This window comes from Colwellia sp. 6_MG-2023 (genome assembly GCF_030547765.1).
GTDB lineage: Bacteria > Pseudomonadota > Gammaproteobacteria > Enterobacterales > Alteromonadaceae > Colwellia.
The window spans coordinates 218,019-243,537 of sequence record NZ_JAUOPP010000001.1; the positions used below are offsets into that span (position 1 = coordinate 218,019).

Here is a 25,519-nt window from a genome sequence, read left to right on the forward strand (position 1 = left end):
ACTCTACTATAGGTTATTAACCTGTAATATTAATTTAGGTGCCACACAGGCATAAATAATAAGCCAGTTTATGTAAATTAGTTAAACTGGCTGTTTATCTTTTCTTTTAAATAACTTTTAAATAACTTTTAAATATGACTTTATGATTTCAGCGCCATTGTCTGCTTGAATTGGCTTAAAAATAAAACCAGAAACACCATGTTGTTCACACTGCTTAACTAACGTTTGGTCAGTGACAGATGACAGCATGACTACTGGTACGTTATAGCCCTTTTCTCGAATGATTTTTAATGCTTCATCACCATTCATTTCGCCCATAACAACATCCATAAACATAAAGTCGGGCGATTCATTTTCTACCATGGTTAATGCACTAGTACCATCGTCAGCTTCAATGACATTCTCATATCCTAGGCTATTTAGAAAACGTTTTAATGCTTTTCGAATCATAGCACTATCGTCAATTAGTAATATTTTATTGTTTGTTGGTAATGGGGTAGTGTGCGGGTTAGCAATACCTGTACTTTCTTCACGTTTGGTTGTGTTAGTTTGGAAACTTACATCGCGAATGAGCAGGTTGAAATAATATCGGCCAACACCTTCAACAGTTATAGGTACAGTGACAATTTCTTTAACGCCGTCTAAATACTTCTCCATTTCATCAAAGTTATGCAGAAAGTAAGGGCTTGAAAAATTAAACTCTAAATTATGACGACTGAGTAAATCAGTAGAGCGACCAACAATAGTGTTACCCCATTCAGCTAGAGCATTGCTAAGTTCTTCATTTATTTCGCTATAATCATATTTTTCATTAAACATAGTTTCGCATACTGAGTTGCCTATTGCGATGGCAGTCTCTGGGTAATGATGCATCATAATCACGCCATTAATACAGCCACTCACCTCAGAGCAAACGGCATAGCCTTTGAACCTAAAGTCTTCTACCTTATCCATGAAAGCATCTGCAGAAGAGCCTGACAGATGAGCCATTGCCTTTAAGCTTGCAATAGATTCATTGATAAAAGGATGTAAAGCCACCTTGTAAATAGTTTCTACGGACATAAATGAGATCCAATTGTTTGTGTGAAATAGATATAGGGTTACAGTTAAACTACTCGAACTATTGTAGCTTTGCAATGTGTTCATCACATGAGCTTGATGAAGGATTAAATGTTAAAGAAGAGGTTTTGCTGAAAAGGAAGGTGTTGCCATTGTTGTTTGGCTAGGTGAACAAACTGTTCAAGATTAGACTTATTGTATGCTTGCGCATACCAAAGACCATTAATAAAGTAACAAAATTGCAGATAGTCTTTTACTCGTGTTTGATTAATATCACCATGAATATGCTTTTGGTATAGTTTAATAACTAGGGATAATTTATCTTCATTGAGGTTATTTACTGCAACTAGCATGGCTAGATCATATTCAGCTGGCGCTAAGCACACACATTCATAATCAACTAAATATGCGGTTTGATCTAATGACAGAACTATATTACTAAAATTAATATCGCCATGGCAACAAACGAGGTTTGTGTGACCCTTGCTAGTTGTATCGGCTGTGGCGTTAAGTGAGGTAATTATGTCTTTACTGCAGCGCAGAAGGGCGTTCTGTTGTTGAGTTGAAAATTGTTGCGCTAAAAATGCTTGTTCATTCATGAAAGAACCAATAACATTTTCTGGTACTTGCTTGTTTACATTAACTTTTAATTGATGGCATTGTGCCATTAATTTAGTCGCAAGCATTATTTTTTTATCAAGGGTTTCTTGCGCTAAAGATAAGTTATCTCCAGCGATAAACTCTGTAATGAGCCAATGATTATCGTGATAAATTACGCTTGGGCTGATATTTTTTGACGCAGCATATATATTGACAAGTGGTTCGTCAGTAGTAGTGACCTGTTTAGCAAAAAAACATTTATTATCCGCAAATACTTGGTAGCATTGGCTACTTAACCCTGCTGTGATTGGCACAATAGCATCGACAGTCTTAAAACAGGCTAATGTACTTAGTGGTGGCAGCATAATAATTTAACTATTTACTCTGTGTTTTATTGCTATGCGATTGCCCAAATATAGACTGCGCCATTTGAAATAACCCCAGGTGGCAATAAATGTATAAAGGATAAATAAAACAGCGGTTGGCGTTAAACCTTTTTCAATATACAAATAAATTGATGCAGCATCTATTACTATCCAGTAAAGCCAATTCTCGAGTACTTTTTGAGCGACCAAATAGGTAGCAAATACAGCAAATACTGTCGTAAAGGTATCAAGATAGGGGAAATCTGCAGGGGTATAGTTCGCCATGATATACCCTAATGCTAAGGCAATAAAGGTTAATACTAAGCAAGCTTTCACGTGAAAACTAAATTGCCAAGAAACAATGTCTAAAGGGGGCGAACTCTGTTCATTTTTTGTTGGTGTACGTTGTTGCCAAGCCCAATACCCATAAACAGCCATCACTAAATAATAAATACTTAAAGCGCTATCCATCAATAGTAATACGTCATAGAACACATAAGTATAGATTGCGGTGCTGATTAACGCAGCAGGCCAACACCATATTGAACCTGCTGCAGCTAATAAAACATAAGCAAGTGCTAGTAGCATTGCTACTAGCTCAAGCCAAGGTAAACTTTCAGCATAAGTAATAAAACTGATAAGTAAGTCAGACATTAACTTTCAGCTTCCGGCTGTGCATGATGACCACTGATAAATTTACACACAAAAACAGCTGCGCCAGTAGTGCTATGAACTCGTTTGATTTCAGCCATTACTTTATTCATTGCTAAATCATAGTCACCAAATACTTGAGTACTCATGCCATTAGTAACAACCTCTAAACCCTCTGTATCACGAAGACGTCTAATAAAAGCCCAAATTTCGCTTTTATATTGGTCTTCGGCCAATGGATATAAACTTAATTCGATAGAGATATTCATAAAAATCCTATAATTATAAATGGTCGTTCATATGTAATCTGAACGCGGTGTATTTACCCTGTTATCGTTAGTTATTAGAATTGGTAATCGAACGTTATACCAAAAACTAAAGGTTCAGATAGTTGTGTATATGCTTTATCTTTATATCCATCTCGTGGATCATTACCAAAATAGAAACCACGATTAGTATAGTTTTCATCAGCTAAATTACGTGCCCAAATTTTAACTTGGTAGTCATCCTGTAAATAAGTGATAGAAGCATTGATTAACTCAACAGATTTAGATCTTTCATTATGGCTATCAGAGTAATAAAACCCATCTTTACCATCAAGAGAAATATTAACTAACCAGTATTCACTAGGATAAAGGTTCACGCCAAGGTTAAATTGATAATTTGGCGCATGTGCTTGTTGACGACCATCTAAAGACACGCCGTCGGCATTAATGAAATCATTAAATTCGGTATCAAGTAAGCCTAGCGCACCATAAAGTTCAAACAGTTCGTTAATTTGCCAATTTGCTTCGACCTCAACACCTATATTTGACCCCGTAGCGGCATTGCCAAGATATGAAATAAATTCAGAGCTGGCATCTTCACGAACTATGGTTTGTGAACTTTTAACTTGAACATCGGTTCTGTCCATATAAAAAACAGCAGTACGAATAAACGCTGAATTATCGAGTAAGGAAAGCTTGTAACCTAATTCATAATTGATTAAATATTCCGGCTCAAAGGTTCGTAAGTCATCAGGCAAGCTACCATCGGTATTTGCACCACCTGCTTTATACCCTCTGTTGATTGAACCATACCAAAAAGCATCATCATTTTGTTGGTAACTAAGGACTACCTTACCTCCAACCATGGTATCGTCAGGACTGTCATTAAAACCATCTGAGTTAAAGTAATCAGCAGTACGCTGTTCAATTCTAATACCTGACGTTAGTTGCCATTGTTCGTTTAATTGAGTATCAAGTTGACCATAAATAGCAATAGATTGGCTGTCAAATGTTGATGTGTAGTCATTTGATAAGTATGTATATTGACGCTTTAAATCTGCATCATCTTGCTTGAAATAGAGACCAGTAACCCAAGATGTTGTACCATTGAATAATGCACTTTCTTTATTTGATAATGCTCGTAATTCAATCGTTTGGGTCGATTTATCACGAAAGTAATAATCGGTAGAAGAATATTCATAATAAGCATAATCTTGATTTTCAATATTTTCAGGTGCGGAAATACCAACATAAGCCCAGTCTTCATCAAAGCCATAGGTTAAATCAGAGTCTGCATGGCTTAATAAGGTAACCAAGGTAAAATTGTCAAAACCTTCATAGGTAAATTTTGCGGCTAAAGCGCTTGTTTCTTGCTGATCAACACCAGGTTGATCAGATAATGTTTGACGATTATTATCTAATGAAAAAGCATCAAAGCCATTGTCAAAGTCAAAATGAAAGGCCGATAAGTCAATGGTTAAGTCATCGCTTGCTTGTATTGATAATTTGCCTCTCAGGCTTAATTCATCTCTGTTATTGGTGTCACTTTTGTTTAAATAAGTATTGTCAATAAAGCCATCACTTTGGTATTTATTTACCGATAAACGATAATTAACTGCATCTGAAGCTGGACCCGAAAGCGCCACGCCTAAACCATAGCTATGATAATTGCCAGCATCTAGTTTTATGTTACCTTCAAATTCATCTGTCGGTGCCTTGGTGGTAATATTAAACATGCCCGCGAGCGCATTTGCACCAAAGCGAGTGCCTTGAGGGCCGCGAAATACTTCGACCTGTTGAACATCAAAAAGGGTTGCAATACTACCAATACCAGTAAAGTCTATGCCGTCAATAATCATGCCCACAGATGGGTTAATAGGTTCATTGTATTGGCTACGTTCACCAATGCCACGAATTTGATAATAACGTGCACGTTGAGAGCCACTAGCGAAATTAACGTTGGGAATAATAGCGGCTAATTCTTCAAGATTTTGAGCATTACGTTGCTGTATTTCTAGATCAGTTAACACTGATAATGCGCTAGGAGTATTTAATAAGTTTTGCTGCCTGAAATCACTAGTAACGGTAATCGTTTCTAAGGCTGTTTTTTCTTCTTGAGCATGAACGTGCAAACTCATTAAGGGAGTTGAAAGTACTAAAGAAGCAATTGCTAAAGTAAGCGTGGATTTGGTAAAATTCATAAAGATCTCATAAGTATTAAATCAAGTTATACTATGGGATCCGGCACTGGGAGGTTGTCTAAGGTAGACTGTGATGCGATCACTAACCATTCCTACGCCGGTTATATTAATCGCTAAAGTTATTTTAGTGACTAATTCCCGTCCAGGTTCAAAGGGTTTGTTGAAATCATCAACATCTCAGCAGCTATTTATTTTATTACTATCGAAAGTAAGGAAATAAAACCGCACTCCTTGGTTCGAGGCGCAGTCTAGCAAGATTTTAATAATAATGCTTAGCTATTTAGTAAAAGAGTGCGATAACTTTTTAATTATTTAGCTAAAGGTCGTATTTATTCAGCTGTTACTTTGTCGGTATATTGATAAAGTATCGTATTCAAATCGGATAGAAGTATTTCTATCCATTAATATCAGAGAAGCGTAATGTTCCCCAATTGGCAATTAGTTAGTATTAGTTTAATTTACATTTGCTTACTCTTCATCATTGCTTTTTTAGGTGATAAGTACCGTAACCAACTGGCCAAAAAAGGGCAAAGTGCTATTTATGCGCTGACACTCGGTGTTTATTGTACGTCATGGAGCTTTTTAGGTACGGCAGGGCAAGCATCAACAAATTTTTTATCACATATACCGATTTACCTTGGCCCTACCTTGCTTTTTGTTTTTGCTTGGCCGTTTATTCAACGTATTATTCGTATTAGTTTAAAGCTAAACCTCACCTCTATTGCAGATTTGCTCGCTTCTCGATTCGGTAAATCACACAACCTCGCTATTATTGTCACGATTGTTTCCTTCGTTGGAACCATGCCATATATTGCGCTTCAGTTAAAAGCTATGGTGTATACCTTCCAGCAATTACAGGTCGATCAAAGTTTAAGTAGTTGGCATATTGGTTTGGTGATCAGTATTGTCTTGTCTATATTTACTATTTTATTTGGCATCCGAAATATTGATGTAACTGAGCGGCATCCTGGAGTGATGTTGGCGATTGCTTTTGAGTCATTGGTGAAAATTATTGCCTTTTTAGCCGTAAGTTTATTTGTATGCTTTTCATTATTTGATTCGCCACTTGATATTTGGCAGCAGTCTAATGCAACAGTGAAAATGGAGCAGCAAATAAATGTAGGTAATATTAGCTCAATGTTGGCAATGTTGGTGATTGTGATGGCGGCATTTCTTTCGTTACCAAGGCAGTTTCAAGTAATGGTAGTAGAGCTAAGATCTAACAAAGATACTTGGCTAGGCCGACGTGTATTTCCACTATACTTATTAATTTTTGCTTTTTTTGCTGCCCCTCTAGGGCTTGCTGGACAGTTACTATTAGGCGATACAGTTTCTTCTGATATGTATGTATTGTTTTTACCTAGTATTGGTGATCAAACTTGGCTAACACTTTTTACTTTTCTGGGTGCAGTTTCAGCAGCTAGTTCTATGGTGATTATTTCAGCGATTGCTTTGAGTACCATGCTCAGTAATGAAATTATTTTTCCTTTACTTTATCGCAGACAAAAAGTTGCTCAAACTAATTACGATAATTTTAGAAGACGGTTATTAAATATACGTAAATTGCTGATATTATTTGTAATAATGTCTGGATATGGGGTGTTTAGCCTGGCATCGACTGACACATTATCTTCATCAGGTGAAGTGGCTTTTGGGGCGTTCGCACAATTAACACCAGCTCTAGTTGTTGCTTTTTATTGGCGAAGAGCGAGTTTAGTTGGGGTATATGCAGGGATTCTAGTTGGCTTTATATTGTGGTTAACTTTAAACTTTTTGCCTCAGTTTGGTTTATATTCAACTCCTTTTGCTGAAGGACTTTTATCTTCTAAATCAACGGCGACACTTTTTAGTTTATCGGCAAATATTATTGTGATGTGGGCATTGTCACAAATCAGCCGTCAAAGTGTTCAAGAACGCGTTCAGGCCTCATTATTTCTAGAATGGCAATCACCTACATTATTGAAAGTAGAAAAGAAGCGACAATTAGATGTGAGCGAATTAGAATTACTTGCCTCGCGTTTCGTGGGTGAAAGTAAAGCGAAATCAAGTTTTAGTTTGTTCCAATCGTCACACAATAAAAAACAATTAGGTAATGCTAAATATAATCAATTATTACTACAGCAAACTGAAAATACATTAGCGTTGGTGATGGGAGCATCTTCCGCACGCTTAGTATTATCTTCAGCACTTGATGGTCGGGATATTGCTTTAGATGAAATAGCGGTATTGGTAGAAGATGCTTCGAGTCAAAAACAAGAGTTTTCTCAGAATTTACTGCAAAGCGCGATAGAAAATGCCAGTGAAGGTATTTCTATTGTTGATGAAGAGCTAAAACTTGTGGCATGGAACAAAAAGTATTTAGATTTATTCGATTACCCTCCTGAACTTGTCAAAATAGGTAGTCCTATTGAAGCGTTAATTCGTCATAATGTTAAACGTGGTTTGTGTGGCGCGGGAGATATTGATAATCAGGTTTTTAGACGATTAGAGTATTTACGAAAAGGTAGTCCACATAGCTCAGAAAGACAGCACGCTAATGGTCAAACTATTCTTATTGAAGGTAATCCATTACCAGGTGGTGGTTTTGTTATGCTATTTTCTGATATCACAGCGTATCGTCAAGCTGAACAAGTATTAAAAGAAGCTAACTTAGATCTTGAAACACGAGTTTATGAGCGTACATTAACCCTAGCAAAAACCAATGAAGCACTTGCTAAAGCCCATGAAAAAGCTGAACAGGCACATATTAAAAAGAGCCAATATTTAAAAGCATGCAGTCATGATCTTATGCAACCCCTAGAGGCAGCTCGCTTATTTACTTCAGCCTTAACGGAGCAAAAAGACTTAACCTTTGAGCAACAAAGACAAGTGGATAATATTGATAAGTCGCTTAGGGCTGCAAACGATTTATTAGCTGATTTAGCCGAAATTGCTCGTTTAGAAAGTGGCAATATTAAGCCGCATATTGAGGTATTTTCTTTAAATGAATTGTTTGATGACTTAGAGCAAGAATTTGCTGCGTTAGCTATTGAACAAAATGTTGAATTTAGATTGGTGGCAACTAAAACTTGGGTCAAGTCTGATAAGCACTTACTTCGACGTATTATTCAAAACCTTGTCGGTAATGCCTTTAGATATGCGAGCCCAGGTAAGGTGTTGTTAGGGGCGAGAATATCAAATAATGATGTGGTTATTCAAGTGCTTGATAATGGACCTGGTATTCCATTGGAAAAACAAGTCTTAGTATTTGAGCAATTTACTCAATTAGATACACCAACAAGCCAGTCATCTCGAGGCTTGGGGTTAGGATTAAATATTACGCAATCTTTGGTGCAACTACTAGGTCATTCTCTAAGTTTGCAATCAAGGGAGATGCAAGGCTGTAAATTTTCTATTTCGGTTGAAAGATCGAGCCAAGTAATAGCGCAACCGCAGTTAGCTACCCCAATAAAGAATATGGGTTTAAAAGGTATTACCGTATTATGTATAGATAATGATCCCGACGTGTTAAGCGGTATGGTTGAGTTATTGTCTGCGTGGCAATGTAATATACTTGCTGCTGATTCTCGAGAAACAGCATTAATAGAGTTTGCTAATCATCAAAGTGATATTGATATTTTGTTGGTTGATTATCAACTAGGTTACCATGAAGGTTTACCTGTAGGAGAGCAAGCGGATGGCCTAACATTAATTGCTGATATGCGACGTGATTGTAATCACTATATACCAGCAATATTAATTACAGCCACAACAGAGATTGGTATTGAAAATAAAGCAAAAAATGCTGATGTAGGCTTTATGCGAAAACTAGTAAAACCGGCTGCGCTGAGAGCGTTAATGAGTGCCAAACTGGCGCAGAAGTTACAAGTAGATTACGGCGATTAACTTGTTGCTGAAACAACTAATGTTTACTTATTTTGCACGGCTGGTTAATGGTCAATCGGGTATTCGTTATGATTGATCAAAACCTGTTTCAGCTAAATTTAGTTGAGAGATAGCGATAACTGCTTGTGTTCTATTACGCACATCGAGCTTACGAAATATGGCTGTAGCATGCGCTTTGATCGTTGCTTCAGAAACATTAAGATCATAGGCAATTTGTTTATTTAGTAAACCTTGAGCAAACATCATTAAAATACGGTATTGTTGCTGAGTTAAGCTGGCAACGCGTTCCGCTATATCTGTTGTGTCGGTGTTTGCTGAAGTCGCTTGAAATGAAGCAGGTAACCAAATATCACCAGATAAAACGGTCATAATCGCGGTAAAAATATCATCAACGGGTGTTGATTTTGGAATAAAGCCCGCTGCGCCATAACCCATTGCTTTACCAATAGTATTTTGATCTTCATGAGCGGAAACGACAACAACAGGAATTTGCGGAAAATGATTTCTAACGTGAATTAAGGTACTAAAACCGTGAGCACCAGGAATATTTAAATCTAATAGCAACAAGTCACTTTCGTTATTATTTTGTAACTGTTGTTCAAGCTCTGCTATGGTTTCCGCTTCAAGCCAAATTGTTTGACTTAACTTATTCCGTAAGGTTCCCAATAAAGCCTGTCTAAATAAAGGGTGATCATCAGCAATTATTATTTTTTGTGGCTGAATCATAGAAAAGTCCTATTTTAATTGTTCTCCTATTCTAACGGAAAATTGGCTAATGACCAATGTTACTTTTAAGTTAATATGGATTGGGAGAAATCCCACCTATATTAATACCAATCTCATCAACCATGTGATCATTTCTACTTGCTAAAATCACCAACTGGAACGTTATTTATTTAATAATTAGAACAACTAGTTATCGAAATAAATGTCTTATATTTGGCAATTTTTTTTAGGTCTAAAATTGTTCACTTAATTAATGAAACTGGTATAACTTAATATTGAAGCCCCAAAGTTAGATCTTTTTGGGGCGAGTGAATTGCTAAGGTTGATTATTTTTTTGGGGCTTTTGCTAACACAGCGGTTAATAGTTGCCAATATTGTTCAACTGTAGCAATTTCAATTTTCTCATCAGGTGAATGAGGAAATTTAATGGTTGGCCCTATTGATACCATATCCCAATGTGGATAAGGCTTTTTAAATAATCCACACTCTAAACCTGCATGAATTACCATGACAGCTGGCACTTTATTAAATAGCTCTTCATATGTCTCACTGACTGTTTTCATAATGGCTGAATCTGGGTTTGGTTTCCAGCCTGGATATGCACCACTAAATTTAATACTCGCATCAGCTAGCTCAAATACGGATTGCACCGTACGTTGTGTTTCTAAACGACCATCATCATGTAAACTTCGAATAAGTACTAGGGCAGTAAAGTTTTTACCTCGTGTACGTACAACACCTAAATTTAATGACGTTTCAACGATACCTTCAATATCATCACTCATTCGAATAACACCATTAGGGCATGCATTTAACGCACGTAGTATTTGATGTTGTGTTGTGCTACTCCAACATTGTTCAAATTCTTCTGGTGAAATAAGCAGCATATCAATATCCGTTTCAATGACGCTTAAATTGTGTTGAATTGTTGTTAAATATTGAGCTAGTTGCTCTTTTAATGCTGGTACGTCTGTTGTAGGTATAACAAAGCTTGCATTTGCTTCACGCGGAATAGCGTTACGTAAACTGCCACCATTTAGCTCAGTTAAACGTAGCTCGAATCTATTACTTGCTTCAAGTAAAAAGCGTACTAAGAGTTTATTTGCATTTGCTCTGCCGGTATCGATATCAACGCCGGAATGCCCGCCCTTTAAACCAGAGATCGATAAGTTAAATGCTTGATAATTTGCGGGTACGTCATCAAAATCTAATTTAAAAGTTGCTGTACCATCAATACCACCAGCACAGCCCATATAAACTTCGCCCTCTTGCTCAGAATCAGTATTAATTAAAATATCGCCATCTAACCAACCAGACTCAAGACCAAAAGCACCAGACATACCCGCTTCTTCATCAATAGTGACTAAAACTTCAAGTGGGCCATGAGCAATATCATCGCTAGCTAAAATAGCTAAAGCTGATGCTAAACCAACGCCATTGTCAGCACCTAAAGTAGTGCCTTCAGCTGTAACCCAATCACCACTTTCAATAACATAAGGTTTAATCGGATCGGTTAAAAAATCATGTACGGTATCATTATTTTTTTGTGGCACCATATCCATGTGAGCTTGTAGAATGATGCCTTGGCGATCTTCCATACCTTTTGTAGCTGGTTTTTTAATAAAAAGATTTCCCACGGCATCTTCTTTAATGGATAAATTAAGCTCTGCTGCCCAACTTTGAATCCAAGCCGAAATTTTTTGCTCATGTTTTGATGGGTGAGGGATGCTGCAAATTTTTTCGAATAATTGCCATAAACCTTCAGGTTTAAGATGTGATAATGTAGACATGTTTTTCCTTATTTGCTCGCCATTAAAAATTGCCATTGCTCATTGAAGTTACTGCTAGGTTTTTTGTCAAAGCCAGATCGTACATATTGGCTGATCTTTCCTTCAGCAAAAGCCACTAAAATGTTAGCAAGCGCTTGTTCGTTAATGGTGAATGTTTTACCTTCGCGTAATTTTCGTTCACGCAATATTTGTTTAAATTGTGATTCAAGTTTTTCAAAAAATTGGTGAACTCGAACGCGTAAACGTTCATTTTCACCCATGAGAGCATCACCTGATAAAATGCGGCACATGCCTGGATTTCGCTCAGCAAAAACCAATAACACATGAAGTACATGATGACAGCGCACTAGTGTTTCTTTGTGATCGGTTAAAATTAAGTTAATTCTAGAAAAAACAGATTCTTCAATAAAATCGATTAACCCTTCAAACATACGTGCTTTAGATGGAAAGTGTCGATACAAAGCCGCTTCTGATACGCCTACTTCCGCTGCAAGTTTTGCGGTTGTAATACGTTGACCAGGGCTTGACTGTAACATCAGCGCTAAACACTCTAATATTTGTTGTTTCCGACTAATCTTTTGTGGGCTTTTGGGGCTAGCTGGCATAGTAAGAAGATTCTCTATTATTTATTGTTTTTGTTAGGTATTGTTACTTATTTTTGTTTTGCTAAATAATGCTGATTAATTAAAGAGACTAATTTTTGAGCCACTATTTGTTTGTTGGCTAACGGAATATCTGTTTTATCAATAGTACTATATAGGGTTAACGCATTATCATTACTGTTAAAGCCTTGACCTGATTTTGCTACATCATTAGCAGCTATTAAGTCTAAATTTTTACGTATTAGTTTACCACGAGCGTACTGCTCCACATTTTGTGTTTCAGCTGCGAAACCTACCATAAATGGTTTGTTATCTAAATGCGCTACATCAGCAACAATATCGTGATTTTTCACTAATTCAAGTTGCATAGCATCATTATTTTTTTTGATTTTTTGTGTCGCTATGTGTGCAACTCGGTAATCAGCAACGGCAGCACAAGCAACAAAAGTTGTACATTGGGGAGCAAATTTTAATGCTTGTTCATGCATTTCATCAGCACTGTTTACGTTAATCAACTGGCTTCCAACAGGCGCTTTAATGTTAACGGGTCCTGAAATTAAGGTGACAGTAGCACCTGCACGTAAGGCAGCTTGAGCAATGGCATAACCCATTTTACCTGAACTGTGATTAGAGATATAACGCACAGGATCTATCGCTTCACGTGTTGGACCTGCAGTAATCACCCAATGCTGTCCTTGTAAATATTTATCCGTACAAAAATCACTCGCTAAAGTGACTAATTCATCCACATCGAGCATACGACCTAAGCCGACATCACCACAGGCTTGCTCACCACTACCTGGTCCCCAAATTTGTACATCACGCTCGCTCAAGGTTTTTATATTGGCTTGTGTTGCTAATGCGTGCCACATTTGTTGATTCATCGCCGGGGCAATCGCGATAGGTGCGCTAGTGGCTAAACAAATAGTTGTAAGTAAGTCATTTGCTATACCTGCAGTCATACGTGCAATAATATCTGCAGTTGCAGGGGCTATGATAATTAAGTCAGCCCATTTGGCTAGCTCTATGTGTCCCATGGCTAGTTCGGCTGCTGTATCTAGTAAACTATCTGCAACGGCATTGCCCGAAACAGCTTGTAACGTTAGTGGCGTGATAAATGCTTTTGCACCTTCGGTCATAACAACCCGAATATCAGCACCTTGTTCTTTTAATCGACGGACTAATTCTGGGATTTTATAAGCGGCAATCCCTCCGCTGATACCTAGAACAATTTTTTTGTCCTGTAGAATTTGCATAATCTGCTAATCTTAAACTGATGAATAATATTATTAATACGATAGCATTTATTCGCACTATTTGAAAAATAATCATTAACAAAAACAGCAAGGAAGCCGACTATGTGTAAATTAGATAAAGCATCGTCCCATGACGCAAATGATCGAACACTAAAACATTGGCCAAGTTCAGAGCGGCCTAGAGAAAAACTACTGGCACTTGGTGCAGCGAGTTTAAGTGATGCTGAGTTGCTTGCTATTTTTTTAAGAACAGGTGTTAAAGGGTGTAACGTTGTTGATTTGTCTAGAAACCTGTTAGTCAATTTTGGGAGTTTAGGGAATGTTTTTCGGGCGAATCAAAAAGAATTTTGTCATCACCATGGCTTAGGCAGTGCTAAATACGTACAGCTGCAAGCTTGTTTAGAAATGTCAAAACGATATTTAGCAGAAAAACTAGTACAGCAGGGCAATGCTATAACATCGTCACAAGCAACGAAAGATTATTTAGCAAGTGAACTGAGGAATGAAACAAGGGAAGTTTTTGCTGTTCTTTTTTTGGATAACCAGCACCAGGTCTTGAAATTTGAACGATTATTCTTGGGGACGCTAAATGCCGCAGCAGTTTATCCTAGAGTTGTTGTTGAGCAAGCCTTAGCTCATCATGCCGCAGCGGTTATTTTATGCCATAATCACCCGTCAGGCATTGCTGAGGCGAGTGTTGCCGATAAACAGATAACACAAAAACTTGAACAGGCACTGCAACTAATTGATGTGAAAGTGTTAGATCATATGATTGTTGCAGGAAATCAATGTTATTCATTTGCAGAGCATGGTGAAATTGTTTAATTTTTAGCGATGAAACTTGTATTAATTGGACAATTATTTACTAAAAAATAGCAAGCTAAAAGTAAATTTTTAGGTAAATCAGGTGCTAATTAACATCATTTATTTTATAAAAACTATCATTAAAAAGCGTTTATTTTGTATTTTTGCATATAAATAGCGCATATTTCGATAGTTGTGTGTATTCTAGCCTATTGATTAATAAGAATTTAAAATATCAAATGCGCTTTTTTATAGCTTTTTATTTTTAGTACTAGTATTAATTATTCAGTTTCTCTATAATATGCCACCTTTTTCAGGATCCCGAGGCGACGGTCTTGGGGAAAATATAGCTCGAGCTGAAATTAATTTTGGAGTGACTCAAATGTCTAAAGTTTGCCAAGTAACAGGCAAGAAACCAGTCGTAGGGAACAACCGTTCTCACGCAAGAAACGCGACTCGTCGTCGTTTTTTACCAAACCTTCAATCTCACCGTTTTTGGGTAGAGAGTGAAAATCGTTTCGTTAAATTACGTTTAACTCCGAAAGGAATGCGTATTATCGATAAGAAAGGTATTGATGCAGTATTAACTGATATCCGTGCCCGTGGCGAAAAAGTTTAAAAACTTTTCTAGGAGAATATTATGCGTGATAAGATTCGTTTAGTTTCTAGTGCCGGTACAGGTCATTTTTATACTACTGATAAGAATAAAAAGACTATGCCAGAGAAAATGGAAATCAAAAAATTTGATCCAAAAGCTCGTAAGCACGTAATCTATAAAGAAGCTAAAATTAAGTAATTAATTTTTACTTTGTTAAAATAAAAAACCCAGTTTAACTGGGTTTTTTTATGCCCGTAATTAATGAAATAGTCATTAAGGTTAGCCTCAATAGTAGCCCTGTTTAATTTATCCTCCGCATATAAAAATAGTCCTAATGTTCTTTTATGGTTATTATTTCAGTATGATGTCAGTCATCTTTATTTTACCAATGTATGAGTAATGAAACTTTCTAAAACGGCATGGAATAATGTCATTATATTTTCAGTAATGATTATTATTTTAATCATTAACACCACCAATAATCGACTATTCCCAGAGACAGACACTAATGATGAATTAATATTACCTGAGCATAGCGTGATATTAACGTTGTCTATTGCCTTTCCCAATAATACATCAGTAGTATTTGAGCGTGTTGCTAGAGCTTGGAAAACAAATAGCCAAGGGGTTTTAGTCGATTTAACTAATCAGCAAATAGACCAAATGATGTTTGCATGGCAGCAAGGTAGCGGCTTAATGCAAGCGTCAGATATTGTTATTGAGGGGCAAGAAAGTATTGAAATAAGCATTGGTATCGCAGGAGTTGAGCAGGAGCAGTTATTCAGGTTGTATCCTTTAGTAGAGCAGCTGTTAGTGTATAATCAACAGAAGAAAATATGGTTAGCTTTACCTGCTACCATGAAGCATCAACTTATACCTCTGTTTTGAGGTAGCCTAAGTATCATGAGAGTATATGCCTGAATTACCTGAAGTAGAAAGTTAACCCATATTATTAATTTAATTATCGTACTTATCCTTAGAGGAAAGTAGTATATGTTTATTATTACCTTTCAATGAAATAATGTATGTATAGTTATATTTCAAAAGCTCATGGTTTTAGACTTTTTTCTTCAGGGTATTTAAATCAACTCCCCTTGATACTCCCTTCTGCTTATTCAGAGTTTATTTCTACAACTCATCAGGATTATTTTCGGTCTAATTCTAATGTTTATGGTGATTTTGGTGAATTAACCCTTAAACTGAGAGATATTTCTAAGAGTGTGGTTGATTTATACTTAAGTAAGATAGCTATCTTTTTAGAGTGGGTCGAAAAATACTCACTTGAATCTAAATATGTGAACCTTGCTTCGCACCACAATATTCCAAATGACATCATTAATTATTATTTAAATGACTACTTGATCGGAGTAAAAGGGAAAGGTTCACAGTCAGTTTCACAACATTTATCAGCCCTTAAATCATATTACAACTACCTCGAATCGATTGGTTTTTCAACTAGGCAAAACATCTTTATTAAACCTAAATATAAAGAAAAAGCTCGAATGAATATAAAATGTCGAGGAGTGATTAAATATTTAAGTCCAGGGTTAATTGCTACGTTACTTCGATTATCAAAATCTAAACGTGATGCGCTTTTACTGAGAACTGCCGCTGAATGTGGTTTACGTAGTATGGAGAATCAAGCTTTTGTTTTGAACGACTTTCAAGTTGGGAAAACTTTGCATAAAGGCCTTTTAAATCTATTTAAAGAAATGAGAGATAATGAGGATAAGATAGAATTTATTTACTTAATCCAAGGAAAGTACTCGAAAGGTTCACAAGGAAGAGGTGGTAGCTCAAGAGAGGTTTTTATTAGCCGTGATTTACTTCAAAGTATGGAAGAATATTGGATTGAAGAAAGACCAGCTACAGAAACAAATTATTTTTTTCTTAATGACTCCGTTAACAACAAAAGGCCTATAAGTAAATCAAGGGGAACAGTGGTTTTTAATAAAATTAAAAAAGTCCTTTTAGAAGAAATAAAGGATACTGAACACACCGAAAGTCCTCAGCAGCAAGCGATCGAAGCTGGACACAGTTATCACCTATTACGTCATAGCTTTGGTACCAATTTATTCTACGACCTAGCGCAAGCTCAAGGAGTGAGATTTGAAGATGTTTCAACAACGTCTCAAATATACCTTACAGTGGCTGCTATTTTAGGACATTCCGTTACAGGAAAGTACGGTCCTCAAACCACTAAAGAATATATTCGTTCATGCAATATAAAGAGATTATTTGAGGTTTAATTTGAATTTGCAAAACACACATCTACAGAAAGATAAAAAATTAGCTTTAAAGGAGTTTAAGGATAATAAAGGTTTAAAGAACATTCCATTTAAGCCTGATGCCACTAAATTTGTCTTAAGTAATGGTGCTATCGTTACTTTTACAGCGGTTAATTCACCAGTTAAAAGCCTTATATTTAAATGCTTAAATTTAATACATTATAAAATTAATTTTACTGATGAAATGCATGTTAGTTCAACAAAGACGTTCAATGAAAAGGTTCCTGCGTTTGTAACTTTTTTAAATAACGGAAACCTAGATAACTTTAATATACTCAAACTATATGAAACTTATCGGGTGGAATCAGGGGTCAAATCACAATCAACTGGAATGAAGGAAATTCGGTCTTTTATTAATAAAGCTAGAGAATCCAATTCATTTATAGAAAGCCTAATAGAATCTGAAATCATAAGTTTACAAGAAATATCTAAAACTAAAATTGCACCAATACATGACTCAAATCCATTAACAATGACCGTTTGGTTTTCTTGGCATACTTGGCTTAGACGTGAAGACATAGGAGTAGGAGCTGAATTATATGCACGATTAGTATCCCCTAAGACTGTAATCAGATCGTTCAATATTACTATCGAAGTTGGATTACTTGAAGTCCAAAAAGCAAAATACGCTCTTATTGACTTTTTTAAGATAAAACACCAATGTTTCGATAGGTTTCCTGAGTTCATATCTAAAAAAACGCATGAGGAAAATAATTTAAATAACAACGTAAATTACACTTTTATGTATTACCTTTCTTCACAAGCAAACACGATTATTAACATTTTAAGGGAAGGTTATCACAGTATAAAAGAACCAAGTAACATTCTGAAAAATGCAATGGTTATTGTTATATTCTCCCTTGCCAAATTAAGCTGCCGAGATTTTGTTCTTGATAAATTCTTTAAAAATAAGGTGATTACGAATCAAATCCCTGGTGTTGGAGTAACCTGTAGTTCATATGAATCGCCCATATTTTCTTCAAACTGTCTAATTGCATTATTTAATTACTCCTGTAATTCAAAGCAAGTTCAATGCCCCGTAACATACTTTGAAAATCTATTTTTTACATGGATTATGGCTAGTCTAAGAGTACAACCAAGCGATATTCCAAAATTAAGACTATCAGATTTCCGATTCGTTAAAAAACAAGATGGATCAATTGTTAGCTTTGAATGTATGTATTTTAAAGGTAGGGCTCAAAGATATCATACCACTGAGCTTATTAATGGTGATTCAATTAAAGGAATTACTTTAATTAATTTCTTTAACGATCGTACATTTAACATGGTAAACAGAGACGTTTTCTTATCAACAAAAGTTAGAGCTTTAGCCGTTAGAAAAATATCATCATTAGCTAAAATTTTGGAGGTATTAAACGATAAACCTCAGCGAATAAACATAAAGAATGAGCACAATAAACAAAAAATCCCAATGTTAATCCTTCCTTCTCTCATCAAAATCTTTACAAAAGGAATATCATTTCCAGAATATAAAAGATCACATAAAATTCATATTAAAGACAGCAGTTATGTTGAAAAAGCAAAAGCTAACTGGCAGAAAAATTGTCAGTCATTTTGTAAAAGCGATATTTTTGGTTTAGCGAGTATCAAGAACTCTGCAGTTCATGCTGAAAGCGATCATTTTGATCCGACTAGACTGTTAAATTTTAATTCACACACTAATTCAACAGAAAAAAAGTTTTACCTCTCTCCACAAAATGAAGAATGGTTAAACAATTCAGGGCGTATTACCCGTGCTGTTATGCAAGATATACATAGTAATTTATATCAGTTAAGCAAAACTGAAGAAAAAGTTTTTATAAGTGAGTTTACTAATGCATGTGAATCCATACAAAGTAATAAGTCTCAAATACTATCACGCTTTAAAATTTTAACAGGAAAAAGTAGTGGTCAAATAACAAATGAATTTGGCTTTTGGAAAAAAGTAAAGACGATTGATGGAGACTTGCCTGACGAGATTTATTTGATAGATTCTCCTGAGACAGTTCTCAAATTAAAACACTACTTATGGCAAGCAGAACTGAATCATAGAGCTATATTAAAACAAACACCTGACTTTCTGTTTAATACTCTCTTGCCAACCGTGGAATGGATTGAAGATATTTTCATTAAGTCTAGATTTTCAAAACATTCCATATCTAAAGGTTCGAAAATGTTTGAACAATTTAAAGATGCTTTACCCCCAATTTTCAAAGCACAACAGGGACACTAATGTTTAAGCAACTAGAACACCAAATAGATAGCCCTTTATTTCATTTATATGAAGGTATGAATAAGATATTTCAGTCACGAAACATCTATGAAAATTGCAATATTCAAGATGATAAGTTGGTTTTTGTTGTTCGCAGAGGCTTTAAAAAAATCTGTGATTTTTCTTTTTTCGATGAAAATTCTTTTCATGTATGGAACGAACAATATATTACGTTTCAAGGAAATGTTATTCCCTTAAAATTTAAAGAATACGCTAAATTAATATTCATATTTTCAATGCCAGATACTGATGATGGTGATGCACTTTATAATCATTTCATTCACTTAAAATCGTTATTTACATTTATGAAGAATGAAAACATTATCGCTTTGGATGAAAATAATTTAAAGTCACTTTATTCATTATTAATTACTCATGATTTAAGCAACCATAAATTCAAAAAACGTTTTTCTTTGTCTAACCATTCGAGAATTAAATCATTTCCTGAAAAAAAAATTAGATTGGCTTTTTCTAGGTTTAAATGTGAAGAGGTAATTCCTAGAGCAAATTACTCCAAATTAAAAAATGAAGTATGTTTAAATATTACAGGAATGACATACGAAGATTTTAAAAAAGGAGGTACATTCGATTACTTAGGTTTAGAGATTGGGAAGCATTATATTGACCACTGCGGAACCATTTTTCAGGAGCATGGACTATATACGGCAGCTTCTAGGCTAACTCTTGAAAATTTTTCGCCTCCTAAAGGTATTAGTTTAAATCAAAATACAAAATCGATAATTGCGCAAGTACTATCAGGCGTAGAAATCACTAATCTGATTCCTCAACAGAGGACGACGAATAAAAAAATATTAGACATTGCTAGAGTAACAAAAAAACTCTTTGCAAAAGAATATAACCGCCATGCAAGTCTTTTTAAGGTTGGTGATATTAATCTCATAAATAAAATATTGCGGTTCATTGATATTCCTGAAAGGTTTGATAATCAAGAATTTATTAGAAGCTTAATGTTTACCCTAATAGAAAAGAACAGAACAAAATCTATTGATGGATACGTTGAAGAGTATAGATCTTTACTCAAGGATAGTGAACATTCCTTTGATAAAACAAATAATGAATTAATAGAATTTATTACAGAAGCATTGGTTGAAGACAAAATTTCAATTAATGATGTTACTAAAATTTGTATTGAGCACTTTAATAAATTAAAAGTATTAAGCCCTAATAGTTTGCATAAGGGCATACTATCGTTAACCAGTCACTTAGCTTTAGCTGAATCTGCAGGTTGTTCACTTTTTGTAGCATTGACTGGTTGGCGATGTAGTGAATTTGGCTTTCCTCTATCAAGTGTAAAGATATCAATAAATTCAGACCCTTTAGATAATGCTTATTCACCTTATAGGTTTCATGTTAATTGGGTTGTTCCGAAGACATCTGGCGAAACCAAGTTAGATAGAGAAATTACTTTAGGCAGTTATTTAATTGCCCAAAAACTACATATAATGAACCTTTCAGGTAATTCAACACCTTGCTTATTTAAACGTAATTATCAGAGATACAAAAAAGATCAACCTTTGTCCGAAGTTCATATTACCACCGTGATAGGTAAGCGTATAAGAAGATGTTGGTTTAAATTTCCTTTTGAATACTCTTTATTTAAAGAGTTAGAAGTAGATAATAGTCAATATATTGAAGCCCTATCAGATTTAGAAACTGAATCGTTAAAAAAAGTTAAAAATGAAGTTCAAGAGGGCATCGGAAAATTCACATTAATCAATACAAAAAATATTATACATACGACAATAGGTAAAAAACTTGAAGCTTATCGTGATGGTACCCTTAATGAATTAGAAACAAATATATTAAGTGATTCTCTTTCAGAAAAAACTAAAAAAAGAATTTTGGAGGTTAGTAATATCACTCGTGACATTTCATCTGCAATAACAGAAGAAATATTAAATGATGTTCGCTACCCTACTCCTCACTCTTTTCGACATATGTGGGCCGAAGCGGTTTTATTAAGGTACAGAGGAGATGTAGGTAAATTTATTCGCGCGAATTTCAAACACTTAGATGAACGATTTTTTGTAGCTTATTTACGTAACAAGGAAACAAAGACAGTAATGAATGTTGCGAAGCGTCAAATTATCAGCTCAATAGTTAGAGAACAAATGTACTCCGCTAAAATAGATGCTGGTGCATACACCGGAGGCTTTGATCGATTTATTAATAAAGTGATTCTTATTACTAAAATATTAAGTGAAGAAGATTATATCTCAAAAGTAAATGAAATTTCAGATTCCCGTATTCTGGATGTTAAAGTTAATGCCTGGGGTACATGTATGCTGCGTAAAGGAACATTAAGCACTGCAAAGTGCTCGAAAGAAGGTGAACCACAACGATTTAATGCTGAACCGAAACTTTGCCTTGGTTGTACAAATGTAAATATCAGCGAAGGGAATTTCACAGGGATTGTCATCTACACTAAAGGGGATATAGATACCTGCAGACATCCTGACCTTCCTTTCTTTGTGAAGAAGCCTTGTATTCAGACGGTTAACTTAGCTTATAAGCGAGTAACAGAATTACATAATAAAGACCCTAAAGATAAATATGCCAAATTTATAAATTATCTTGAAGAGTCTATTAAAATAGCCGAGGAATCAAAAGGAGAGGTAAATCATGAGTGAATATGATGATTACATTGATATTTTTCTAGATGAGAGTTCAATTAAAGAAGATGGCGCGATATGTTCTACAAAAGATGCTGTTGCTTTTTACCCTGACTGGGTTTCTGCAGGTAATGTATCTGTTCATGCGTATAACGAAATAGAGAATTTGAAAAAAGTAAGAATGCGATCCATTGCCATATCGAAATCGAAATCTGATTTAAATAAAAAATCCAACTATCAAATTTCGAAAGCGGAAGTTGCAAGAGCCATAGGAGTTAAGCCACAACCTTTATTTCACTCAGATACAACAACCTATTCAGAAAAGTTACTGATATTTATTAATGATGTAAATTTAGAGCTTGTGGAAAAAAGGGAATTGAAACTTAATCGTAGTAAAAATGGTATAAGCAGTCGTACTAAAGAAGATATTGTCTCTGGATTTAAAAAGCAGAACAAAACATTGATAGAACAAAAAGAAAGTATGATTGATGAACTTTATAAAAAATTTAAAGCTGAACTTTCTTTTGATGTAAAAGCTAAATTGAAAATAAGGTAATAGTTTAGATTATGGTCAATCACAATTTAATTCAATGACCCTGTAACAATATCTGTGTAAGTACCAATTTTAAATATAGTCTGCTATACGGTCTTCGAATTCAATCATAAAACGATTTAAGGCCGATTTCCAATTTCTTATTGGCATCGTCCATTTTTTCGATGCTTGAGTGATGGCTAAATAAATAACTTTTTTAGCCGAATCATCGTTGGGAAATACCTTCCTGTTCTTAACCGCTTTTCTTATCACGCTATTTAATGATTCTATCGCTTTGCGGATATCATTAGGGTAAATAAAGAGTGTATTCAGGTTATCCCAATGACGTCGCCAGGAAGCTGATATGCTCGGATATTTATCATCCCAACGTGTTGAGAATGCATCTAAAGCTTTCAATGCTTGCTCTTCATTAATTGCTTGGTAAATCGTTTTTAGGTCTTTGGTTACCGCTTTATAATCATTTCTAGTACGCAAGCTTTTATTTCTAAGGGATATAATTCAATAGGATCACAATTAATATTGGCCATGCCGCCATTAACGATAATGTATAGTTGGCTTTCATCTTTTGTATCTACGCCTACATGAAGACAATCATGATGGTTTGGCCGTAATAATCGATTTTTAAACTTTTCAACAGTAAGCATAATCATCTCAATTCACTTAGTCCCAAGGCGATAGATTCTTGCTGAAACCGACCAAATATATTAACCACTTTTTCATAAGAACTTGTCAAAAAATGATCATCAACCGCTGCTGTAGACTCGTCAGAATCAGAATGGTCAATAACACTTTCAAAGCCATTTATTTTCAGCTCTACTTTAGGGAGGGGCGTTTTTTTATTGTCAAAAGTAACAGTGCCTGAAACTTCATCATCAATATCCTCTTCAATAGGATTAGTTATCTTTTCAAACTTAACAACATCAGCTTCAAAAGGAACATCTTGTTTAACGCGGTATGCATATTCCAAAAGCTTAGGCTCAGCAGGCATATACATAATAGCTTCTTGGTTCTTTGAATCCGTCATTCTGAGGATACGTCCCAATATCTGTCTAAAATGCATCTCTGTTTTTATATTGGTCAGGTGGCAACAAATCTGCAAACGAGGAATGTTCGTTCCTTCACTGATCATTCCCACAGAAATAATCCATTTATTTTGGCTGTGCCTAAAGCGCTGAATAATACTTGTCGGCTCATTTTCTCTATATGTCACTACAACACTATCCTCGTTAAAACATGCCTTCATCAACGAAGATATCTGCCTTGCATGCTCAACAGATGAGGCAACAATTAATCCAGCAGCATCAGGGTTAGCCACCCTTATTGTATTTAATTTTTCATGTGCCGATGAAATAACGTATTTAATGACTTTTTCATTCTCGATAATTTCCTGATAAGGAATGACCGATTGTGAAAGTAAGCATTTAAAACTAGTAAATATTTTGGTTTCTTCATCATCCACCACCGAAATATTGTTATTATCTATCGCAATAATCTGCGGTACGCGGCAAACATCGTCGGTAATAGCCTCAGAAAGCCCATAAACGTAATCACATGATATTTTATTACTAGGGTGTAAGTAATTAGAAAGAACGATAGGAGCCGCGTCTGAGCGCCAAGGAGTCCCCGTTAACGCTAAGGTATATTTCGCCTTATCTTGAATATTTAGTATTATCTGCTCACCCCACGCATTGGCGTTATCAATATTTGACCCCGCACAATGGTGTATCTCATCAAATATCACAAACACACGATACCGTGTAAATAACCGCCAAAAATCGTCATTAAGAAATTGAAGATTTTGATAAGTTAACGATCTACCCTTAGCACCTATCAAGCCATCAAAGCGCTCTTGGGTTTTTAACTGTAAGCTTTCACTAAAGTCTTGAGAAACAATGGAAGAAGGTGAAAAGCAAATAACTAAATCAACCAAGCCCTTTGTTAATAGCTGGTTAGCTAATTCAGAAGCCATTAACGTTTTACCTGCGCCAGGTGTAGCTAAAGTTAAAAAGTGGCTATAACCATCTAAGTACTGCTTTAACGCTAACTCGATACATTCAGATTGCCATTGTCTTAATTTCATATGTTCTCAGGTAATTTGTCTTGGTTAAGTAAGCCCTCAATGGCCCTGATCTTCCCTAATAGCTTAGTATTGTTATCTCTAGCCTTATTGTACTTAGGCTGAATTTCATCAACCAATTCAGGTAATTCTGAATACAAATCTTTGTAGGCTTCTGACTCACCTAAGCTCAACAAAAATTCATTCTTGTAATCGTTCAGTTTAGCCAGCAGCTGTTGCTTCTTATTTTCTCCGTCATCCAACTCTGAATCAGGCAACATCGTTTCTTTTAGTTGTAGCGCATTAACATTAAAAGAATCCGTTTTACTAAAACGAGTAAAGCCCTTTTTCTTTGCGACGACTTTATTCAACCAACCTTTTTTTACTAACTTCAAAAGTTGTGAATATATATGTCTTCTAACGACAGAAGGGTCTAAAGAGTTATCATTTTTTAATGATAAATATAGTGACCGGACATCAGACGTAGTGAAGTGATCGAAGTTTGTTGCCACAATAATTTGAGTTATCAAAGGATCTAATTTCAAAACCAAACCTAGTTCACTTAAAAATAAATAATGGGTATTATAGGGCGTGGTGCTTTAACCCTCAACATGAAAATCTAATCATTTTGCCTAAAGGAAGAATAAGGTGAGTGATTTAGTAACTGAATTTGGTGAAATGTTGAGAAAAAAGCGCAAAGAATCAGGCTACTCTCAAGAAAACTTTGCCGCCTACGTGGGCATTGAAAGAGGTAACTACGGAAAAATGGAGCGAGGCTTAGTTAATATAAAATTAGAAACTTTGTATAAATTAACAAACGCTCTAAATTGTGAATTTTCTGAAATAATGCCGCCCAAGGGTAAATATAAAATTCGTATCGATTAATTTGATATACAACAAATGACCAAATTAGA

22 protein-coding genes, 1 pseudogene and 1 riboswitch are annotated in these 25,519 nt (G+C 35.4%); of the genes and pseudogenes, 10 read left to right on the top strand and 13 right to left on the bottom strand.

From position 1 onward, the window contains the following. Positions 1-117 precede the first annotated feature (117 nt). The 5 genes from Q4503_RS00935 to Q4503_RS00955 form a co-directional block, all read right to left on the bottom strand. Entirely contained in the window at positions 118-1,062 is a 945-nt protein-coding gene (locus Q4503_RS00935) for a response regulator (RefSeq protein WP_303601142.1), read from the bottom strand. Positions 1,063-1,166: 104 nt separating this feature from the next. Continuing rightward, entirely contained in the window at positions 1,167-2,024 is an 858-nt protein-coding gene (locus Q4503_RS00940; RefSeq protein WP_303601143.1) for a phosphotransferase, read from the bottom strand. 6 nt (positions 2,025-2,030) lie between these two features. Next, on the bottom strand, positions 2,031-2,678 hold the full coding sequence (pnuC, locus tag Q4503_RS00945; RefSeq protein ID WP_303601144.1) for a nicotinamide riboside transporter PnuC: 648 nt from the start codon (positions 2,676-2,678) through the stop codon (positions 2,031-2,033). Beyond that, complete coding sequence (locus Q4503_RS00950) at positions 2,678-2,944, bottom strand: hypothetical protein (RefSeq protein WP_215971790.1); 267 nt, start codon at positions 2,942-2,944, stop codon at positions 2,678-2,680. The genes pnuC and Q4503_RS00950 overlap by 1 nt, the downstream gene beginning before the upstream one ends. A gap of 74 nt (positions 2,945-3,018) precedes the next feature. Beyond that, complete coding sequence (locus tag Q4503_RS00955; RefSeq protein WP_303601145.1) at positions 3,019-5,142, bottom strand: TonB-dependent receptor; 2,124 nt, start codon at positions 5,140-5,142, stop codon at positions 3,019-3,021. Positions 5,143-5,214: 72 nt separating this feature from the next. Then, positions 5,215-5,384, bottom strand: a riboswitch (TPP riboswitch). A gap of 178 nt (positions 5,385-5,562) precedes the next feature. Here Q4503_RS00955 and Q4503_RS00960 point away from each other — a divergent pair. After that, entirely contained in the window at positions 5,563-9,027 is a 3,465-nt protein-coding gene (locus Q4503_RS00960) for a PAS-domain containing protein (RefSeq protein ID WP_215971792.1), read from the top strand. Positions 9,028-9,093: 66 nt separating this feature from the next. On the opposite strand, the gene Q4503_RS00965 is transcribed toward Q4503_RS00960, so the two are convergent. From Q4503_RS00965 to coaBC, 4 genes are all read right to left on the bottom strand, one after another. Beyond that, entirely contained in the window at positions 9,094-9,753 is a 660-nt protein-coding gene (locus tag Q4503_RS00965; protein ID WP_215971793.1) for a response regulator transcription factor, read from the bottom strand. A 326-nt stretch (positions 9,754-10,079) separates the two neighbouring features. Then, positions 10,080-11,543, bottom strand: coding sequence for an aminoacyl-histidine dipeptidase (locus Q4503_RS00970; protein WP_215971794.1), 1,464 nt, complete (start codon positions 11,541-11,543; stop codon positions 10,080-10,082). 8 nt (positions 11,544-11,551) lie between these two features. Continuing rightward, positions 11,552-12,148, bottom strand: a complete 597-nt coding sequence (slmA, locus tag Q4503_RS00975; protein WP_215971795.1) for a nucleoid occlusion factor SlmA — start codon at positions 12,146-12,148, stop codon at positions 11,552-11,554. A gap of 47 nt (positions 12,149-12,195) precedes the next feature. Further along, complete coding sequence (gene coaBC / locus Q4503_RS00980; RefSeq protein WP_215971796.1) at positions 12,196-13,401, bottom strand: bifunctional phosphopantothenoylcysteine decarboxylase/phosphopantothenate--cysteine ligase CoaBC; 1,206 nt, start codon at positions 13,399-13,401, stop codon at positions 12,196-12,198. A 102-nt stretch (positions 13,402-13,503) separates the two neighbouring features. Between coaBC and radC the strand changes: the two genes are divergently transcribed. From radC to Q4503_RS01020, 8 genes are all read left to right on the top strand, one after another. Next, on the top strand, positions 13,504-14,226 hold the full coding sequence (gene radC / locus Q4503_RS00985) for a DNA repair protein RadC (RefSeq protein WP_215971797.1): 723 nt from the start codon (positions 13,504-13,506) through the stop codon (positions 14,224-14,226). A gap of 361 nt (positions 14,227-14,587) precedes the next feature. After that, positions 14,588-14,824 carry a 50S ribosomal protein L28 gene (gene rpmB / locus Q4503_RS00990; protein WP_159822134.1) on the top strand — a complete coding sequence of 79 codons (237 nt, stop codon included), beginning with the start codon at positions 14,588-14,590 and terminating at the stop codon, positions 14,822-14,824. Positions 14,825-14,845: 21 nt separating this feature from the next. Further along, positions 14,846-15,001: a 50S ribosomal protein L33 gene (gene rpmG, locus Q4503_RS00995; RefSeq protein WP_033078277.1), complete on the top strand. Its 156-nt coding sequence runs from the start codon at positions 14,846-14,848 to the stop codon at positions 14,999-15,001. 201 nt (positions 15,002-15,202) lie between these two features. Further along, complete coding sequence (locus Q4503_RS01000; RefSeq protein ID WP_215971798.1) at positions 15,203-15,691, top strand: hypothetical protein; 489 nt, start codon at positions 15,203-15,205, stop codon at positions 15,689-15,691. Between the two features lie 137 nt (positions 15,692-15,828). Beyond that, positions 15,829-17,052: a tyrosine-type recombinase/integrase gene (locus Q4503_RS01005; RefSeq protein WP_303601146.1), complete on the top strand. Its 1,224-nt coding sequence runs from the start codon at positions 15,829-15,831 to the stop codon at positions 17,050-17,052. Position 17,053: 1 nt separating this feature from the next. Continuing rightward, entirely contained in the window at positions 17,054-19,324 is a 2,271-nt protein-coding gene (locus Q4503_RS01010; RefSeq protein ID WP_303601147.1) for a hypothetical protein, read from the top strand. After that, positions 19,324-22,014, top strand: a complete 2,691-nt coding sequence (locus Q4503_RS01015) for a hypothetical protein (protein ID WP_303601148.1) — start codon at positions 19,324-19,326, stop codon at positions 22,012-22,014. Before Q4503_RS01010 ends, Q4503_RS01015 begins: the two co-directional genes overlap by 1 nt. Then, positions 22,007-22,552 (top strand): hypothetical protein, encoded by a 546-nt coding sequence (locus Q4503_RS01020; RefSeq protein ID WP_303601149.1) that lies wholly within the window; start codon positions 22,007-22,009, stop codon positions 22,550-22,552. The genes Q4503_RS01015 and Q4503_RS01020 overlap by 8 nt, the downstream gene beginning before the upstream one ends. A 69-nt stretch (positions 22,553-22,621) precedes the next feature. Here the strand turns inward: Q4503_RS01020 and Q4503_RS01025 are convergent. The 4 genes and pseudogenes from Q4503_RS01025 to Q4503_RS01040 form a co-directional block, all read right to left on the bottom strand. After that, positions 22,622-23,026: pseudogene (locus Q4503_RS01025) on the bottom strand (transposase); the annotation flags it as partial. Next, complete coding sequence (locus Q4503_RS01030; protein WP_303601150.1) at positions 22,993-23,199, bottom strand: hypothetical protein; 207 nt, start codon at positions 23,197-23,199, stop codon at positions 22,993-22,995. The pseudogene Q4503_RS01025 and the gene Q4503_RS01030, both read right to left, overlap by 34 nt. Next, complete coding sequence (locus Q4503_RS01035; RefSeq protein ID WP_303601151.1) at positions 23,196-24,629, bottom strand: DEAD/DEAH box helicase; 1,434 nt, start codon at positions 24,627-24,629, stop codon at positions 23,196-23,198. The genes Q4503_RS01030 and Q4503_RS01035 overlap by 4 nt, the downstream gene beginning before the upstream one ends. Beyond that, the gene (locus Q4503_RS01040) at positions 24,626-25,150 is read right to left on the bottom strand and encodes a hypothetical protein (protein ID WP_303601152.1); all 525 of its coding nucleotides are present in this window, start codon (positions 25,148-25,150) and stop codon (positions 24,626-24,628) included. Before Q4503_RS01040 ends, Q4503_RS01035 begins: the two co-directional genes overlap by 4 nt. Positions 25,151-25,253: 103 nt before the next feature. Here Q4503_RS01040 and Q4503_RS01045 point away from each other — a divergent pair, with 103 nt between their 5' ends. After that, positions 25,254-25,490, top strand: a complete 237-nt coding sequence (locus tag Q4503_RS01045) for a helix-turn-helix domain-containing protein (RefSeq protein WP_303601153.1) — start codon at positions 25,254-25,256, stop codon at positions 25,488-25,490. Positions 25,491-25,519 lie beyond the last annotated feature (29 nt).

Coding starts and splice junctions, on each gene's coding strand:
- Q4503_RS00965 (WP_215971793.1), bottom strand. CDS start 9,753: ATGATTCAGCCACAAAAAATAATAATTGCTGATGATCACCCTTTATTT.
- Q4503_RS01035 (WP_303601151.1), bottom strand. CDS start 24,629: ATGAAATTAAGACAATGGCAATCTGAATGTATCGAGTTAGCGTTAAAG.
- Q4503_RS00970 (WP_215971794.1), bottom strand. CDS start 11,543: ATGTCTACATTATCACATCTTAAACCTGAAGGTTTATGGCAATTATTC.
- rpmB (WP_159822134.1), top strand. CDS start 14,588: ATGTCTAAAGTTTGCCAAGTAACAGGCAAGAAACCAGTCGTAGGGAAC.
- Q4503_RS00935 (WP_303601142.1), bottom strand. CDS start 1,062: ATGTCCGTAGAAACTATTTACAAGGTGGCTTTACATCCTTTTATCAAT.
- slmA (WP_215971795.1), bottom strand. CDS start 12,148: ATGCCAGCTAGCCCCAAAAGCCCACAAAAGATTAGTCGGAAACAACAA.
- Q4503_RS00960 (WP_215971792.1), top strand. CDS start 5,563: ATGTTCCCCAATTGGCAATTAGTTAGTATTAGTTTAATTTACATTTGC.
- pnuC (WP_303601144.1), bottom strand. CDS start 2,678: ATGTCTGACTTACTTATCAGTTTTATTACTTATGCTGAAAGTTTACCT.
- Q4503_RS01030 (WP_303601150.1), bottom strand. CDS start 23,199: ATGATTATGCTTACTGTTGAAAAGTTTAAAAATCGATTATTACGGCCA.
- Q4503_RS00950 (WP_215971790.1), bottom strand. CDS start 2,944: ATGAATATCTCTATCGAATTAAGTTTATATCCATTGGCCGAAGACCAA.
- rpmG (WP_033078277.1), top strand. CDS start 14,846: ATGCGTGATAAGATTCGTTTAGTTTCTAGTGCCGGTACAGGTCATTTT.
- Q4503_RS01015 (WP_303601148.1), top strand. CDS start 19,324: ATGTTTAAGCAACTAGAACACCAAATAGATAGCCCTTTATTTCATTTA.
- radC (WP_215971797.1), top strand. CDS start 13,504: ATGTGTAAATTAGATAAAGCATCGTCCCATGACGCAAATGATCGAACA.
- Q4503_RS01005 (WP_303601146.1), top strand. CDS start 15,829: ATGTATAGTTATATTTCAAAAGCTCATGGTTTTAGACTTTTTTCTTCA.
- Q4503_RS01000 (WP_215971798.1), top strand. CDS start 15,203: ATGAAACTTTCTAAAACGGCATGGAATAATGTCATTATATTTTCAGTA.
- Q4503_RS00940 (WP_303601143.1), bottom strand. CDS start 2,024: ATGCTGCCACCACTAAGTACATTAGCCTGTTTTAAGACTGTCGATGCT.
- Q4503_RS01020 (WP_303601149.1), top strand. CDS start 22,007: ATGAGTGAATATGATGATTACATTGATATTTTTCTAGATGAGAGTTCA.
- Q4503_RS00955 (WP_303601145.1), bottom strand. CDS start 5,142: ATGAATTTTACCAAATCCACGCTTACTTTAGCAATTGCTTCTTTAGTA.
- coaBC (WP_215971796.1), bottom strand. CDS start 13,401: ATGCAAATTCTACAGGACAAAAAAATTGTTCTAGGTATCAGCGGAGGG.